This window comes from Winogradskyella litoriviva, assembly GCF_013249065.1.
In the GTDB taxonomy this organism is placed as follows: domain Bacteria; phylum Bacteroidota; class Bacteroidia; order Flavobacteriales; family Flavobacteriaceae; genus Winogradskyella; species Winogradskyella litoriviva.
In genome coordinates, this window is the sequence record NZ_JABRWQ010000008.1 from 156664 (window position 1) to 172411 (window position 15748).

At 32.6% G+C, this 15748-nt stretch carries 13 protein-coding genes; 7 read left to right on the plus strand and 6 right to left on the minus strand.

Features of this window, described 5'->3' with window-relative positions:
* The first annotated feature begins 166 nt into the window (after positions 1 to 166).
* From gyrB to secDF, 5 genes are all read left to right on the plus strand, one after another.
* On the plus strand, positions 167 to 2116 hold the full coding sequence (gene gyrB / locus HNV10_RS16480) for a DNA topoisomerase (ATP-hydrolyzing) subunit B (RefSeq protein ID WP_173302487.1): 1950 nt from the start codon (positions 167 to 169) through the stop codon (positions 2114 to 2116).
* A 168-nt stretch (positions 2117 to 2284) separates the two neighbouring features.
* The gene (locus HNV10_RS16485; protein WP_173302488.1) at positions 2285 to 3328 is read left to right on the plus strand and encodes a DUF6588 family protein; all 1044 of its coding nucleotides are present in this window, start codon (positions 2285 to 2287) and stop codon (positions 3326 to 3328) included.
* Between the two features lie 145 nt (positions 3329 to 3473).
* Positions 3474 to 4400 (plus strand): malate dehydrogenase, encoded by a 927-nt coding sequence (gene mdh, locus HNV10_RS16490; protein ID WP_173302489.1) that lies wholly within the window; start codon positions 3474 to 3476, stop codon positions 4398 to 4400.
* An 89-nt stretch (positions 4401 to 4489) separates the two neighbouring features.
* Complete coding sequence (locus HNV10_RS16495) at positions 4490 to 5101, plus strand: hypothetical protein (RefSeq protein ID WP_173302490.1); 612 nt, start codon at positions 4490 to 4492, stop codon at positions 5099 to 5101.
* A gap of 175 nt (positions 5102 to 5276) precedes the next feature.
* Positions 5277 to 8336: a protein translocase subunit SecDF gene (secDF, locus tag HNV10_RS16500; RefSeq protein ID WP_173302491.1), complete on the plus strand. Its 3060-nt coding sequence runs from the start codon at positions 5277 to 5279 to the stop codon at positions 8334 to 8336.
* A 99-nt stretch (positions 8337 to 8435) separates the two neighbouring features.
* Here secDF and HNV10_RS16505 read toward each other — a convergent pair whose 3' ends face one another.
* The 6 genes from HNV10_RS16505 to folE form a co-directional block, all read right to left on the minus strand.
* A complete protein-coding gene (locus HNV10_RS16505; RefSeq protein WP_173302492.1) occupies positions 8436 to 9299 on the minus strand; it encodes an alpha/beta hydrolase family protein in 864 nt (287 codons plus the stop codon).
* Positions 9292 to 9798 (minus strand): DUF192 domain-containing protein, encoded by a 507-nt coding sequence (locus tag HNV10_RS16510; RefSeq protein ID WP_173302493.1) that lies wholly within the window; start codon positions 9796 to 9798, stop codon positions 9292 to 9294. Before HNV10_RS16510 ends, HNV10_RS16505 begins: the two co-directional genes overlap by 8 nt.
* The gene (lgt, locus tag HNV10_RS16515) at positions 9798 to 10628 is read right to left on the minus strand and encodes a prolipoprotein diacylglyceryl transferase (RefSeq protein ID WP_173302494.1); all 831 of its coding nucleotides are present in this window, start codon (positions 10626 to 10628) and stop codon (positions 9798 to 9800) included. Before lgt ends, HNV10_RS16510 begins: the two co-directional genes overlap by 1 nt.
* A gap of 65 nt (positions 10629 to 10693) precedes the next feature.
* Positions 10694 to 10927 (minus strand): membrane protein insertion efficiency factor YidD, encoded by a 234-nt coding sequence (yidD, locus tag HNV10_RS16520; protein WP_173302495.1) that lies wholly within the window; start codon positions 10925 to 10927, stop codon positions 10694 to 10696.
* Between the two features lie 3 nt (positions 10928 to 10930).
* Positions 10931 to 12412: a cysteine--tRNA ligase gene (gene cysS / locus HNV10_RS16525; protein ID WP_173302496.1), complete on the minus strand. Its 1482-nt coding sequence runs from the start codon at positions 12410 to 12412 to the stop codon at positions 10931 to 10933.
* A 28-nt stretch (positions 12413 to 12440) separates the two neighbouring features.
* Positions 12441 to 13118 (minus strand): GTP cyclohydrolase I FolE, encoded by a 678-nt coding sequence (gene folE / locus HNV10_RS16530; protein ID WP_173302497.1) that lies wholly within the window; start codon positions 13116 to 13118, stop codon positions 12441 to 12443.
* A 198-nt stretch (positions 13119 to 13316) separates the two neighbouring features.
* Here folE and HNV10_RS16535 point away from each other — a divergent pair, with 198 nt between their 5' ends.
* Positions 13317 to 13778 (plus strand): hypothetical protein, encoded by a 462-nt coding sequence (locus HNV10_RS16535; RefSeq protein WP_173302498.1) that lies wholly within the window; start codon positions 13317 to 13319, stop codon positions 13776 to 13778.
* Positions 13779 to 13791: 13 nt separating this feature from the next.
* A partial coding sequence (locus tag HNV10_RS16540) for a PKD domain-containing protein (RefSeq protein WP_173302499.1) occupies positions 13792 to 15748 on the plus strand: 1957 nt, incomplete at its 3' end.

Below are 15748 nucleotides of genomic sequence, written 5' to 3' on the forward strand. Positions count from 1 at the left end.
GTTTTAAGAGACTTTTGCGGTAATTAACAAATGTTGATAATTATAAGCTTCATTGCATAAAAAGCTTTTTAAAAGCGTTATTAATTTGTATATTTGTTAGTATTCAAAAATGATACAATAGTGTCATTTTTTTATGCGATAAATCGAACTTAATTTATTTTAAATAATGAGCGAAAAGAAAGAAGAATTTAATAAGGATAATTATTCTGCAGATAGTATTCAGGCCTTAGAAGGTATGGAACATGTGCGTATGCGTCCATCCATGTATATTGGAGATGTTGGCGTAAGAGGTTTACACCATTTGGTTTATGAAGTTGTGGATAACTCTATTGATGAAGCCTTAGCTGGTCATTGTGATAATATTACAGTGACAATAAATGAAGATAATTCTATTACTACAGAAGATGATGGTCGTGGTATACCTGTAGATTTACATAAAAAAGAAGGTGTATCTGCATTAGAGGTTGTAATGACAAAAATTGGTGCAGGTGGTAAATTTGATAAAGATTCTTATAAAGTTTCTGGTGGTTTACATGGAGTTGGAGTTAGTTGTGTAAATGCATTATCTGAGCATCTTAAAGCTACCGTTTTTAGAAAAGGTAAAATTTACGAGCAAGAATATGAACGTGGTAAAGCCATGTATCCTGTAAAATCTGTTGGAGATACTGATAAAAGAGGTACAACAGTAACCTTTAAACCAGACCCAACTATATTTACTCAAACATTAGAATATAGTTACGATACTTTGGCAAGTCGTTTACGTGAATTAGCATACTTAAATAAAGGTATAACTATTCATTTAATTGATCGTCGTCATAAAAAAGATGATGGTGAATTTGAAGGTGAAACATTTCATTCTGAAGAAGGTCTTAGAGAATTTATAAAATTCTTAGATGGTAATCGCGAACCTTTAATGAAAGATGTTATTGCATTTGAAGGGGAAAAGAATGGTGTTCCTGTTGAGGTGGCCATGGTTTATAATACGTCTTATGCTGAGAATTTACACTCGTACGTAAACAATATTAATACCCATGAAGGTGGTACACATCTTTCTGGTTTTCGTCGTGGATTAACCCATACACTTAAAAAGTATGCGGATGAATCTGGTATGTTAGATAAATTAAAGTTTGATATTGCAGGAGATGATTTTCGTGAGGGACTTACAGCAATTGTATCTGTAAAAGTACAAGAGCCACAGTTTGAAGGACAAACAAAAACGAAGTTAGGAAATCGTGAAGTTTCTGCCGCTGTGAGTCAGTCGGTTTCAGAAATGTTAACAGATTATTTAGAAGAGCATCCAGAAGATGCTAAGGTTATTGTACAGAAAGTGATTCTTGCGGCTCAAGCACGTCATGCAGCACAAAAGGCTCGTGAAATGGTTCAGCGTAAAACGGTAATGAGTATAGGAGGTTTACCTGGTAAATTATCTGATTGTTCTGAGCAAGATCCTGCAAAATGTGAGGTTTATTTAGTCGAGGGAGATTCGGCAGGTGGAACAGCAAAGCAAGGTCGAGATAGGGCTTTTCAAGCAATTTTACCATTGCGTGGTAAGATTCTTAATGTAGAAAAAGCAATGACCCATAAAGTTTTTGAAAACGAAGAAATTAAAAATATTTTTACGGCTTTAGGTGTTACTATTGGTACAGAAGAGGATAGTAAGGAACTTAATCTTTCAAAATTAAGATACCATAAAATAGTAATTATGTGTGATGCCGATATCGACGGTTCTCATATTGAAACTTTAATCTTAACGTTCTTCTTCCGTTATATGAAGGAGTTGATTGAAAATGGCCATATTTATATTGCAACACCACCTTTATATTTAGTTAAAAAAGGAGCCAAAAAACAATATGCATGGAATGATGAAGAGCGTCAAGCACTGCAAGATGAATATGGAGATGGCGCAAAAATTCAACGTTATAAAGGTCTTGGAGAGATGAATGCAGAACAACTTTGGGATACCACAATGAATCCTGAGTTTAGAACTTTACGTCAAATTCATATAGAAAATGGAGTAGAGGCAGACCGTGTTTTCTCAATGTTAATGGGAGACGAAGTGCCACCACGTAGAGAGTTTATTGAGAAGAATGCTATTTATGCTAATATTGATGCATAAGTTATAGCCATCTTAAGGTATTTTTACAGTTATAAAAAGACATCCAAATATTGGGTGTCTTTTTTTTATTTTCCATATTAGGATATTCGATAAAACGTAAAAATAAACGATAAAGTGTTGTTTTTGAAATTATTTTTATATGTTTACAACAAATTAAATCTTTGATATATGAAAAATTCAATCACTTTAATTGTTTTAATTATAAGTTTTCAATTCGCTAAGGCTCAAGACTTAGAGACTATAATATTAGCAGCAGATGATGCTAGTTTGTTGTCACAAAACTATCTAAATCCAGCAATGGAAGGATTAATGTATAGCATGAATGGTGGATGGGCAACAACCGCTAAAGTTCATAAAAAATTTGGCTTTGACTTAACCATTGGCCTCAATGCGTCATTAGTACCAGAAGAAGCTAAATCATTTGCTTTTGTTCCAGGTGATTATACATATCTCTCCTTGCAAAACAACGAAACAGAATTACAAACCATAATGAGTGAGGATGATGCCGAGGTGATGGTAGATGTTAAAATACCTAATGACAACGGTACATATAAAGTAGTGAGTTTTACAATGCCAGGAGGAATTACGGAAGATTTACCAATAAATGCAGTGCCAGCACCAACAGTTCAGGTAGGTTTTGGTTTGCCTTTTAAAACAGATATTAAAGCACGTTTTGTCCCTACGCAAAGGTATGATGATGTTGAAGCAAAATTAATTGGATTTGGTTTACAGCATGATTTAACTCAATATTTAGGTGTTGTAGATAAATCGCCTTTAAGTATTTCTGTTTTGGGTGCATTTACTAACATGAGTGTTGTCTATGATATGAAAGATGAAGATGCTACAGATAATGTTGAAGTGGTTAATGGTGAAGCAGAATTTAAAATGAATACATGGACAGTTCAGGCTTTAGCTTCTTTAGACTTTAAATTAATTACTTTTTATGGAAGTGCAGGTTATAACAATGGTAAAACAACTGCTAAAATGAAAGGTGATTATATGTTAACATACGATGTGGAGGATAATAACGGTAATCAACTAGGGACAGTTAATGAATCTATTACAGATCCAATAAATTTAGATTTTGAATCTAATGGAATGAGGGCAACCTTAGGTATGCGATTTAATCTTGGTGTTTTTAAAATATTCGCAGATTATACATTCCAAAATTATGATACAGCGACAGCTGGTATTGCTTTCAGCTTTAGGTAAATATCAATTATAAAATTTAAAAAAGAGCAATCCTAAGATTGCTCTTTTTTTTTATTTGAATACTATGATTAATGTCATGGAAATTAAAACCTAAAACCTTAAATTTGTGTACTTAATTATTTAACTGATAAAATATAATATAGATATGAAAGTAACCGTAGTAGGCGCAGGTGCAGTTGGCGCAAGTTGTGCAGAGTATATTGCAATTAAAAACTTTGCTTCAGAAGTAGTAATTCTAGATATAAAAGAAGGCTATGCAGAAGGAAAAGCAATGGATTTAATGCAGTGTGCATCCTTAAACGGATTTGACACTAAAATTACAGGAAGCACCAATGATTATTCTAAAACTGCAAATAGTGATATTTGTGTAATAACCTCTGGTATTCCTCGTAAACCTGGTATGACTCGTGAAGAGTTAATAGGTATTAATGCAGGAATCGTGAAAACAGTATCTAAAAGTTTAGTGGAGCATTCTCCAAATACTATTCTTATTGTAGTAAGTAACCCAATGGATACTATGACATATTTAGCTCATAAATCTACAGGTTTACCAAAACATAGAATTATTGGTATGGGTGGCGCTTTAGATTCTGCTCGTTTTAAATACAGATTAGCGGAAGCTTTAGAAGCTCCAATTAGCGATGTAGACGGAATGGTAATTGGTGGACATAGTGATAAAGGTATGGTACCATTAACTTCTCATGCAACAAGAAACAGTATTAAAGTTTCTGAATTTTTAACAGAAGAGCGTTTAGAGCAAGTTGCAGCAGATACTAAAGTGGGTGGTGCAACATTAACTAAATTATTAGGAACTTCAGCTTGGTATGCTCCAGGTGCTGCAGTTAGTGGTTTAGTTCAAGCAATTGCTTGCGACCAAAAGAAAATTTTCCCATGTTCTACTTTATTAGACGGAGAATACGGATTAAGTGACCTTTGTATTGGTGTGCCAGTTGTTTTAGGTAGAAACGGAATTGAGAAGATTGTAGATGTTCCTTTAAGTGATGCAGAAAAAGCACATATGGCAGAGAGTGCAGAAGGAGTTAAAAAAACAAATGGTCTTTTAGAACTATAAGTATCAATTTATTAATGTTAATACTTAATAAAGATTATAGAAATACTCTCGATAACATTCGGGAGTATTTTTTTGTCTATATTTGACACATGAAAACCAGATTGTATTTTGGGTTAATAGCTATTCTCTTAGCGTTTTTTGGAACGTTTGTTGAGAAAACAACTGTACCCAATCAACAAATTGTAATTCAGTTTTCAAACAATGCGATTTCAGTTGAGGAAAGCGAAAATGCGATTGAAGCAATCCAAACCAAACTGCAAAGTATTGGTGCTACTCTAATTAAAATAGGACAAAATGATAGTGGTCAACTAAGAATTACATACCATAGTGATACTGATGTTGCGCATATTAAGAATGTTCTTTTTAAAGTAGAAAATCTTAAAGTAGCTTACAATGCTTCAGATGAATCTTCAAGCAAATTCCCAAAAGAACAAAATGTAAAGGGTTACAAGCTTAATGTTTCAGAAATTAAAACCAGTACCACAAATACTTGGGATTTTGAAGGAACTCAAGTTACTGAGTTTAATAATAAGACTGACCATTCTAATACTTTAAAAGTTCATGATTCTGGTAATCCAATTGATTCAGAATTAAATAATCACGTTTTAAATACTATTGTAGAAGCTTATAAAGTTGTTGCAATAGTTAAAAATAATTCATCTTACAAAATTCCAGAAGTAAGAGCAGGACCTATGGTTTAAGGAATTTTAAATCTAAAATAATTCCACTTCAATTCATTAAGCTTTTGTCAATCAAAAAGCTAAACATCTAATTTATAAAAAACATTGTCGGATTATAGTGTAAAAGTTATATTTGCGCGCTAGTTTCAATAACTATCGTAATTAACTAACAATTCGACATTAAAAAACAACAACAATGCAAAACAAAGGAATAATTAAGCTATTTGCGCTTTTATTTGGTTTGGTAAGTATCTATCAATTATCATTTACTTTTAAGGCCAATCAAATTGAAGATACTGCAAAAGAAGCAGCAATAGCAAAGTATGCAGACACTGTAGATGACTACCAATATAAGAGAAACGTAGAAGAAGCACGTTATTTAGATTCTTTAAAAACTTCTAAAATAAAAGTAGGAGATAAGTTTGAATCTATTGATGTGTATAACCTATTAGGCGTAGCTCAATACGATTATAATGAAGTAGAAAATAATGCCATGAATTTAGGTTTAGACCTTAAAGGTGGTATTAATGTTATTCTTCAAATTTCAGTTAGAGATATCTTAAAAGGATTGTCAGATAATAGTAAAGATCCTTTATTTAATAAGGCTTTAGATGATGCCGAAGAATTACAAAAAGATTCTCAAGATTCTTATTTACAATCTTTCTTCACGGCATTTGATGCTATAAAAGGAGATACAAAATTAGCGTCACCAGATATTTTTGCAAATAGAACTTTGAGTGATGAGATTAAATTCGATATGTCAGATAACGAAGTAAAGGGTATCATTGAAACTAAAATTGATGAATCTATAGTATCTGCTTTTGAAGTGTTACGTAAGCGTATTGATAAGTTTGGTGTAACGTCTCCAAACATTCAACGTTTAGGAAATACAGGTCGTATTCTTTTAGAATTACCTGGAGCAAAAGACATTGAGCGTGTTAAAGATTTAGTAACTAAAACAGCACAGTTACAGTTTTGGGAAACTTACAAAGCGCAAGAGGTTTTACCATATATAATGGAAGTAAACCAAAAATTGGTTGAAGAGAATAAAAAGAAAGAGGTTAAAGAGGATGTTGCTGAAGTGCAGGAAGATGACAATGACGCTTCAGATGCGATTGATGATTTAACAGGTCAGGTAGAAACTGATTCTACTGCTACAACTAGTTTAGCAGATATATATCCAATAGGTATTCAAGAATTTGGAAGAGGTGGTTCTGTTATCGGAATCTTCTTAAAAAAGGATAGAGAAAAAGTCTTAGAGCATTTAAATGCTTCTAAAAACAGAGCGTCTTTACCAGCAGAAATGCGATATGTAAAGTTTGCTTGGGGATTACAGTCGGAAGATTCAGAATATTCTGAGTTATACGCATTAAAAGGTAATAGAGATAATGAGCCAAGATTAAGTGGTGCAGTTATTACTGGTGCTGATCAAGATTACGACCAAGTAAGTAGACCAGCAGTAAGCATGCAAATGGACGCAAGAGGTGCTAAGATTTGGGAAGAAATGACCAAAGAAGCCAACGAAACAGATGGCAATATTGCTATTGTATTAGATAATATTGTTTATTCTGCTCCAGGTGTTACACAAGCAGGTGGAATTTCTGGTGGTAGATCACAGATTTCTGGTTCATTTACAATGGCAGAGGCTGTAGATTTAGCCAACGTTTTAAGAGCGGGTAAATTACCTGCATCTGCTCAGATTGTACAAGCAGATGAGGTTGGGCCATCTTTAGGTCAAGAAGCTATTGATAGTGGTATGCTATCTTTTGTTATTGCATTAGCTTTTGTATTAATATGGATGATTTTCTATTATGGTAAAGCAGGTGGATTTGCAGATATCGCTTTACTTTTAAACATCTTATTAATCTTTGGTGTTTTAGCAAGTTTAGGAGCTGTATTAACATTGCCTGGTATAGCAGGTATTGTATTAACTATTGGTATCTCTGTTGATGCAAACGTTCTTATATTTGAGCGTATTAGGGAGGAATTGGCAAAAGGAAAATCTCAAAAAGAGTCTATTAAAGATGGTTTTTCTAATGCGTTGTCCTCTATTTTAGATGCAAACATTACCACAGGTTTAACCGCTTTAATATTATTTGTATTTGGTACAGGGCCAATTAAAGGTTTCGCAACAACATTAATCATTGGTATTTTAACATCATTATTTACTGCGATTTTTATTACGCGTTTATTAGTAGATTGGTATGTAAATAGAGGTGGTAATTTAGAATTTTCTACAGGCTTAACTAAGAACTTGTTTAAGAATGTAAATATCGATTTCTTAAGAAAAAGAAAGTTTGCTTATATTTTGTCTGGAGCGTTAATTTTAGCAAGTTTAGGTTCTCTTTTCACAATAGGATTGGATCAAGGTATTGATTTTGTAGGAGGAAGAACGTACCAAGTACGTTTTGATCAAGACATGAGTGTTGAAGAAGTTAAAACTGATCTTCATGCTATTTTTGAAAGTGCTGAAGTTAAAACTATTGGTGGTCCAAATCAATTAAAAATTTCTACAAAATACAAAGTAGAAGATAGTTCTATTGAAGCTGATGAAGAAGTGCAGTCAATGTTATTTAAAGCATTACAAAAGTATCTTCCAGCAGGAATGACTTATTCTGAATTCTTAGATGGATCAGGAGACAAGAAAATAGGTAAAATGTTATCTAGTAAAGTAAGTCCAACCATTGCAGATGATATTCAAAAATCATCAGTTTGGGCCATATTAGGATCATTAGTAGTTGTGTTCTTATATATCTTATTAAGATTTAAGAAATGGCAGTTCTCTCTTGGAGCTGTAGCTGCAGTTTTCCATGATGTATTAATTGTATTAGGTATCTACTCATTAACATGGCGTTTTATGCCATTTAGTATGGAGATTGATCAAACCTTTATTGCGGCAATTTTAACTGTAATTGGTTACTCCCTAAATGATACCGTTGTTGTTTTCGATAGAATTAGAGAATACTTTAATGAAAACTTTGGTTGGAATTTTGAAACAACAATTAATAAGTCTATTAATAGTACAATCTCAAGAACGTTAAATACATCGTTAACAACATTAGTGGTGTTATTAGCAATGTTCTTGTTTGGTGCAGATTCACTTAAGGATTTATTATTTGCATTAATTGTAGGTGTAATTGTAGGTACATATTCTTCTGTATTTATTGCAACACCAATAATGTATGATACAGCTAAGAAAGGAAACGCAACTGATGCACTTAAGAAAAAAGTGAAAGAGGTTGAAGAAGACGCTTAAGCTTTGTAGATAAGTACAATTCTATTTTAGAATAAAAAAGGCCTTTCTTAATTGAAAGGCTTTTTTTATTCTAAAATTTTAAATTGGGAATATGATTGTTTAAGAATTATCCTCAATCCATGTATGCGCTATTTGCCATAACGAATCTTTAAATTGAGGTCTAAAGAATCCGAAGTGACCAATATTTGGAATACCTAAGTCACTAGGAATTATATGCCTTCTGTCAATATGTGCATTTTTAAATTGTTTAGTTAGCCAATCTACTGAAGATTTTGATGCAAATTGGTCCTTTGGGAAACTTAAAGCAAGTAAGTTGTTTTTATAGTTTTTAAATTGAAGTTCTTCAAAATTAAACTCACTCAACATATATGCTTTGTATTTTCCCCAACCGCTCCATTGATAGGCTACGAGCTTTGGTAGATTTTCAAAAAGCCCTATTTTTTTCGCCGGAAAATAACCAAATAAAGGCGTTAAAACAGGAATTAACACATACCAAAACGTAATCATTTTAAAGCGCTCAAAACCTTTCCAATGGTTCCAATATCCACTTTGCGACGCTACAGTAATAATGGTATCTATTTTTGTGGCATTTTTATTGAATGCTAAAAGTTGGCCACCAATGCTATGTGTTATTAATATTATTTTATGATCTGCATTTTGGAGTTTAGCGTAGTCAATAACTGAAGCTTGGTCGTTTTCGCCCCAAGTTTTTAAATCGACTTTACTCGATTTTAATTGTGATCTATTCTTGTTAGATTTCCCAATTCCAGAATAATCAAAAGTATAAACTGTATAGCCTAACTCGGCAAAGTATGTTGAAAATTTAAAGTAGTAATGCTGAAGAACTCCTGTGGCAGAAGAAATAATTATACTTTTTTGATTTGAAGATTTAGGTTTAAAAACCGTAATACCTAATTGATGTCCTAAGGGTGTAGTAATATTTAGATCTAACCCTTTAATCATTTATTAATGTGGTGTAGCTTATCTTGTCTCCAACATCTAGTTGCCATTCATCAGACAATCCACCATTAATTTCTAAAACATACTTAGCTGGTGCTTCAGATGGGAGGGAAGTCTCGTCAAATGGTTTTGCGTTTTTTTGAAAACTAACAATAGAAAGGGATTCATCTATATAAATAATATCTAAAGGAATTTTAGTGTTCTTCATATAGAAACTACGAAATTCTACATCTGGAAATATAAAGAGCATTCCATGATTAGTTTCTAGCTTTGTTCTATACATTAAACCTGTTTCGGTTTCATAGTTGTTATCAGCAATTTCAATATCAATAGTATTTATAATAGAATCCGTGCTGGCTTTTTTAATAGTCAGCGTACCTTCTTTTTTAAAACTAACAATTACCTTGTCTTCCGATTTTTTGGTTTTATCTTCTGTGCATGCAAAAAAGACAGTAAGTGTTAAAACAACTATTGAAACTCTTAAAAAAGTTAGGAATCGCATTAATTCAAATTTGTTTTAGGTTTGTAGAAAAACATAAAGTATAAACCAATTAAAATAAAAGGAACGCTTAAAACTTGTCCTGTATTCATAAATGAAATATAATCATCTCGTCCTTCAACTTGTGCTTCTTTTACAAACTCTACAAAGAATCTAATGGTCCATAGTAAGACTAAAAAGAGTCCAAACAGAAAGCCTTGTTGTTCGGATTTTTTAGTTTTCCAGTAAAAATAAAAAAGAATTAAGAAAACAAAAATGTAACAGAATGCTTCATAAAGTTGTGCAGGATGTCTAGGTTCCGTTTCTCCCAATTGTTTAAATACTACTCCAAAATCACTTCCGGTTTCTTTACCTATAATTTCAGAATTAATAAAGTTACCAATTCTAACAAATACGGCACCTGATGCTACAGGTATAACTACACGGTCTAAAATCCATAGTACCGTTTTGTGCAATACCTTTTTATTGTACAGGTACATCGAAATTATCATAGCAATTGCGGCTCCATGACTGGCTAAACCTTGAAAGCCAGTAAACTCAAATCCGCCTTTAAACTTAAAAGGTAAAAAGATGCTGAAAAAATCTTCAGTAATCAATTCAGATTGATAGAAAATAACATGACCTAATCTTGCACCAAGCATAATACCTAATACAGAGTAGATAAACAATGAGTCTAAGGATTCTTCAGATTCACCTTCGTTTTTGTAAATACGCTTCATAATACTAAAACCTATAATAAAGGCCGTAATCCACATTAGACTGTAGAAATGAAGTTTAAAAAACCCTAAGTCAATATACTTTATAGGATCCCATTCAATCTGTAATAAAAACATAGATATTCTATTTATGTGGTAAAGATAATATTTTGAAGGGTTTTGAATACAGGATTAACGTAATATTAATCTTCTTTTGGAGGAACTGGGTCGTAACCTTTTCCGCCCCAAGGATGACAACTAAAAATTCTTTTTATAGCTAACCAACCACCTTTAAAAAAACCATGTACTTCTAAAGCTTCTTTTGCATAGTGAGAACACGTTGGTTGGTATCTACATGTCGCTGGCGTAAAAGGAGAAATTACAGTTTGATAAATTTTTATTAAAAATAGAAATGGATATGTTAATAGCTTTTTCACTATTTAATTAGTCGTAAAAGTTGTTCCTTCCCTACTATCATTGAGTTGAATTCCGGCTTCGGCTAATTCGTCTCTAATCTTATCAGATAACGCAAAATCTTTATTTAAGCGTGCTTCTTTTCTAAGGTTAATTAATATTTCAACTGCACTTGCTAATTTATCACTACGCGAATTTTCTTTAGAAATATTTACCAAACCAAGAACATCAAAAACAAAAGTGTAAATAGTTTCTTTTAAACTTACTAAGTCTTCTGCCGTAATTGTTGCTTTTCCATCTTTAACTAAATTAATAATTTTTACAGCTTCAAAAAGAGTAGCAATTAAAATAGGCGTATTAAAATCGTCGTTCATAGCATTGTAACATTTCTGTTTCCATTCTGCTACATTAAACGAAGATGAAGAACTTGTTTTTAAGTTGTCAATTAAGCTAATTGCATCCATAAGTTTATGAAAGCCTTTTTCGGCAGCTGCCAAACCAGCATCTGTTAAATCTAATATACTTCTATAAGAGGCTTGCATCATAAAAAAGCGAATAACACTTGGGTTATAGGCTTTAGACATAATATCATTCTCTCCAGATAGTAATTCTGCAGGGTTTATATAATTCCCTGTAGCTTTACTCATACGAGCACCATTAAGTTCTAGCATATTGGCATGCATCCAATATTTTACAGGTGCTTGCCCTTTTGCTGCTTGGTTTTGAGCTATTTCACATTCGTGATGCGGAAATTTTAAATCCATTCCACCACCATGGATGTCAAAATAATCTCCAAGATATTTAGTGCTCATTGCTGTACATTCTAGATGCCAACCAGGAAAACCGTCACTCCATGGTGATGGCCAACGCATAATGTGCGAAGGTTCTGCTTTTTTCCAAAGTGCAAAATCTTGAGGATTTTTTTTGTCGCTTTGTCCATCGAGTGCGCGTGTATTATGTATTAAGTCTTCAAGCTTACGCTTACTTAAAATACCGTATTCGTTAGATTCATTGTATTTATGAACATCAAAATACACAGAGCCATTAACAATATATGCAAAACCATTATCAATTATATCCTGTATTAAACCTATCTGTTCTATGATATGACCAGTTGCAGTAGGCTCTATGCTTGGTGGCAAAAAGTTAAAGGTGTTTAGAACATTATGAAAATCTACGGTATAGCGTTGTACTATTTCCATAGGTTCTATAGCTTCTAAACGTGCTTTTTTAGTGATTTTGTCTTCGCCCACATCAGCATCATTTTCTAAATGGCCAGCATCTGTAATATTGCGTACATACCGTACTTTATAACCTAAATGTTTGAGGTAGCGAAAAATCATATCAAAAGACATAAACGTTCTCACATTTCCTAAATGTACATTGCTATAAACCGTAGGTCCACAAACGTACATACCAACATGGCCTTCTGTTATAGGTTGAAAAACATCTTTTTCGCCAGTAAGCGTATTGTAAATTTTTAATTTTTGTGTATTATATAATGACATGATGCTATTTTGAAAAATGTAAATTGAATTAAAACTGAGTATCTAATTGAATGTAATCGAGCAGTTCTCTTCGAGTTTCTTTTTCTTTGAATTTTCCTCCAAATTCTGATGTAACCGTACTACTTTCAATATCTCTTATGCCTCTAGAGTTTACACACAAGTGTTTTGCATCAATTACACAGGCTACGTCTTCGGTGTTTAAAACAGATTGGAGTTCTTTTACGATTTGAATTGTTAATCGTTCTTGTACTTGAGGTCTTTTAGAATAATAATCTACAATTCTATTCATTTTAGATAGACCAACTACAGTACCATTAGAAATGTAAGCAATATGTGCTCTCCCTACAATTGGTAATAAATGATGTTCGCAAGTAGAATACACAGTTATGTTTTTTTCTACAAGCATTTCACCATATTTATATTTATTGTCAAAAGTTGAAGCACTTGGTTTTTTATTAGGGTCTAATCCACCAAAAATTTCGTTAACAAACATTTTTGCTACTCTATTTGGTGTTCCTTTTAAACTATCATCATTAAGATCTAAGCCTAAAGTTTCTAAAATATGTTTTACATCACTTTTAATCAGTTCAATTTTTTCATTAGCTGAAAGTTTGAATGCGTCTGTTCTTAAAGGTGTGTCACTAGATGAACCTATGTGGTCATCTCCTAAAGCGTCTATATCGTTAAAATCACTTTCGATTTTCATCTCTTAATTAATTGTTTTTCAGTTTTTATAAGCAAGTGGCAAAGATAAACAATAAAAATAGTAACCATTGGGTAGGGAAAATATTTATATAACTGTTATATAGTTAAAACCGTTAAAATGTCAATATCCTTGATGAATTAACAATGGTTTAGCCAAAATTTTCTTAATTTTCGAAACTTTAAAAAATCCATTTAAATAATGAAAAAACTATTTGCTATTATGGCCTTTGCACTACTTCCCTTATTGGTGTTTGGTCAAAAATCACAAGGTCAGCAACCACTTCCTGTTATAGAATTTAGAGATAACGTAAAACTTCCATTAACAGCACTAGAACGTGCTCAAATTGATGAGGTTTATGGGGAATATGCTGAGAAATATATATACAGTGATCCTTTTAGGTTATTGAGTGTAAAGAACATTCTTAGAAATAGAGTTGTAATAGAATTGGTTTCTGAAGATACTAAAACTAAAGATTGTACCTTATTATCTGAGGTAACAATGTTTAATAGTTTTGTGAAAGATGTAGAAAGAGATGAAGTATTTAATCCTGAGAATTTTAATCCTTTAAAATATAATTTTCGATTTTATTCACGTTCAGCAGCATTGTATCATGTTGATAATACAAATTACTACATTTTAATTAAGTCACAATATCAATAAGAAGACCTATAATATGAAAAATTTAATTACAATTATAGCATTATTGTTCTCTTCTATTGTAGTAGCGCAAGATGTAATAATGCAAACTGCAACAGTAAGTCAATGTGGAGGAGTCTTTTACGATTCTGGAGGAGAATTTGGACCCTATGGAAATGACGAAGACTTTGTTTTAACTATTTGTCCTGAAAATGCAGAACAAAAAGTTCAGATAGATTTTACGGATTTTAATACACAATTAAATAATGACGTTATGACCATTTATAATGGTGATACAGTTGACGCAGCTACTGCATTTGGTACATTTACAGGTGTTGATAGTCCTGGTTTAATTACTGCAACACCAGAAAATACAAGTGGATGTATAACTATTCAATTTGTGTCTAATGAAAGTGGGAATACTACAGGTTGGGTGGCTAACATTTCTTGTCTAACACCATGTCAAACAATTACTTCACAGATAGATACCTTTTCGCCAACACCAAATGGAGATGGTTATATTAGAGTATGCCCTAATGAAGAGATTACATTAACAGGTAGTGGTAATTTTTCTTTAGATGGAACAGGTGCTTCTTACGAATGGGATCTTGGAGATGGTAATACAATATCGGGTCAAACCGCTACATTTTCTTATGACACTCCAGGAGTATATATTGTTAATTTAAATATTAATGATACCAACACTTCTGTTATAACAGAGGGTTGTTCTAATACCAATTTAATTAATCAAGTAATTCAAGTGGCTACAGAACCTGATTTCACAGGAACTGAAGCAGCAGAAGTAAATATTTGTTACGGAGAGAGTACTACAATATCTGGAGTAGTTAATGCTGTAGAATTTATTAATGATTGTACACCTCCTGCTAGTGGAACCACCGTATTACCAGATCAATCAGGAGCAACTTATGAAACTTCAATTACGGTAGATTGTTATGATTCTAATCAAACTTTAACGGACGTAAATCAGATTGTTGAAATTTGTATTAATATGGAACATTCTTGGTCAAATGACTTAGATATTGATATTATTAGTCCTACTGGTCAAATTGCTAGTTTGTATGATCGTGGTGGTGGAGGCACTTACTTTGGTGGTGCAAATAATTTAGACAATCAAGTACCAGGAGAAGGTGCAGATTATTGTTTCTCTTTGTCAGGATCTGTATTATTGAATCAAGGACCAACAATAATAGCAGGTTCTAATCCTCCTGGTCCATCTTGGACACCAGGAACATATCTTCCAGTTGATGATTTTACTAGTTTACTAGGAAGTCCTCTAAATGGAGATTGGACAATAAGGGTTATTGATAATTTATCAGTAGATGATGGTACAATATTTTCTTGGGTAATTAATTTTGATCCTAATTTACAACCTCCTGAGTTGTCATTTACACCAGTAATAACATCAGAAGCTTGGGATGCTGACCCAACAATAACAAACGTAAATGGTAATGATATTACTGTATCTCCAGATACAGCAGGTCAACATTGTTACACTTACAGAGTAACTGATGATTTTGGATGTGAATATACCGAAGAAGTTTGTGTTGAAGTTTACCCAGAAATTGTAACTGAAGTTCCAAACAATTTATATTTATGTGATACAGGAATTCCTCCCTATATTTTCGATTTAGAGTCAAATACTGCGGTTGTTTTAGCAAGTGCATCAAATACTGCTGATTTAGTTGTTACTTATCATAATTCATTGGCAGACGCTGATGCCGACACTGCTGCAATAGTAGATACTTCTAGCTATTCTGGTACTGATGGAGAAATTATATATGTTAGAGTTGAATATTTAGAAACCGGTTGTTATGAGGTACTTTCTTTTACTTTAAATGTATCAGGTCAACCCACCATCAACCCATCCTCTAATTTAGAGTTATGTGATGATGATAGTAATGATGGTTTTGAGGAGTTTGATTTAAGCGAACAAACACCGATTATTTTGGGTACTCAATCCGCTACAGATTTCA

Coding starts and splice junctions, on each gene's coding strand:
- HNV10_RS16505 (WP_173302492.1), bottom strand. CDS start 9,299: ATGATTAAAGGGTTAGATCTAAATATTACTACACCCTTAGGACATCAA.
- cysS (WP_173302496.1), bottom strand. CDS start 12,412: ATGTCATTATATAATACACAAAAATTAAAAATTTACAATACGCTTACT.
- gyrB (WP_173302487.1), top strand. CDS start 167: ATGAGCGAAAAGAAAGAAGAATTTAATAAGGATAATTATTCTGCAGAT.
- HNV10_RS16485 (WP_173302488.1), top strand. CDS start 2,285: ATGAAAAATTCAATCACTTTAATTGTTTTAATTATAAGTTTTCAATTC.
- HNV10_RS16510 (WP_173302493.1), bottom strand. CDS start 9,798: ATGCGATTCCTAACTTTTTTAAGAGTTTCAATAGTTGTTTTAACACTT.
- mdh (WP_173302489.1), top strand. CDS start 3,474: ATGAAAGTAACCGTAGTAGGCGCAGGTGCAGTTGGCGCAAGTTGTGCA.
- lgt (WP_173302494.1), bottom strand. CDS start 10,628: ATGTTTTTATTACAGATTGAATGGGATCCTATAAAGTATATTGACTTA.
- folE (WP_173302497.1), bottom strand. CDS start 13,118: ATGAAAATCGAAAGTGATTTTAACGATATAGACGCTTTAGGAGATGAC.
- HNV10_RS16495 (WP_173302490.1), top strand. CDS start 4,490: ATGAAAACCAGATTGTATTTTGGGTTAATAGCTATTCTCTTAGCGTTT.
- HNV10_RS16535 (WP_173302498.1), top strand. CDS start 13,317: ATGAAAAAACTATTTGCTATTATGGCCTTTGCACTACTTCCCTTATTG.
- secDF (WP_173302491.1), top strand. CDS start 5,277: ATGCAAAACAAAGGAATAATTAAGCTATTTGCGCTTTTATTTGGTTTG.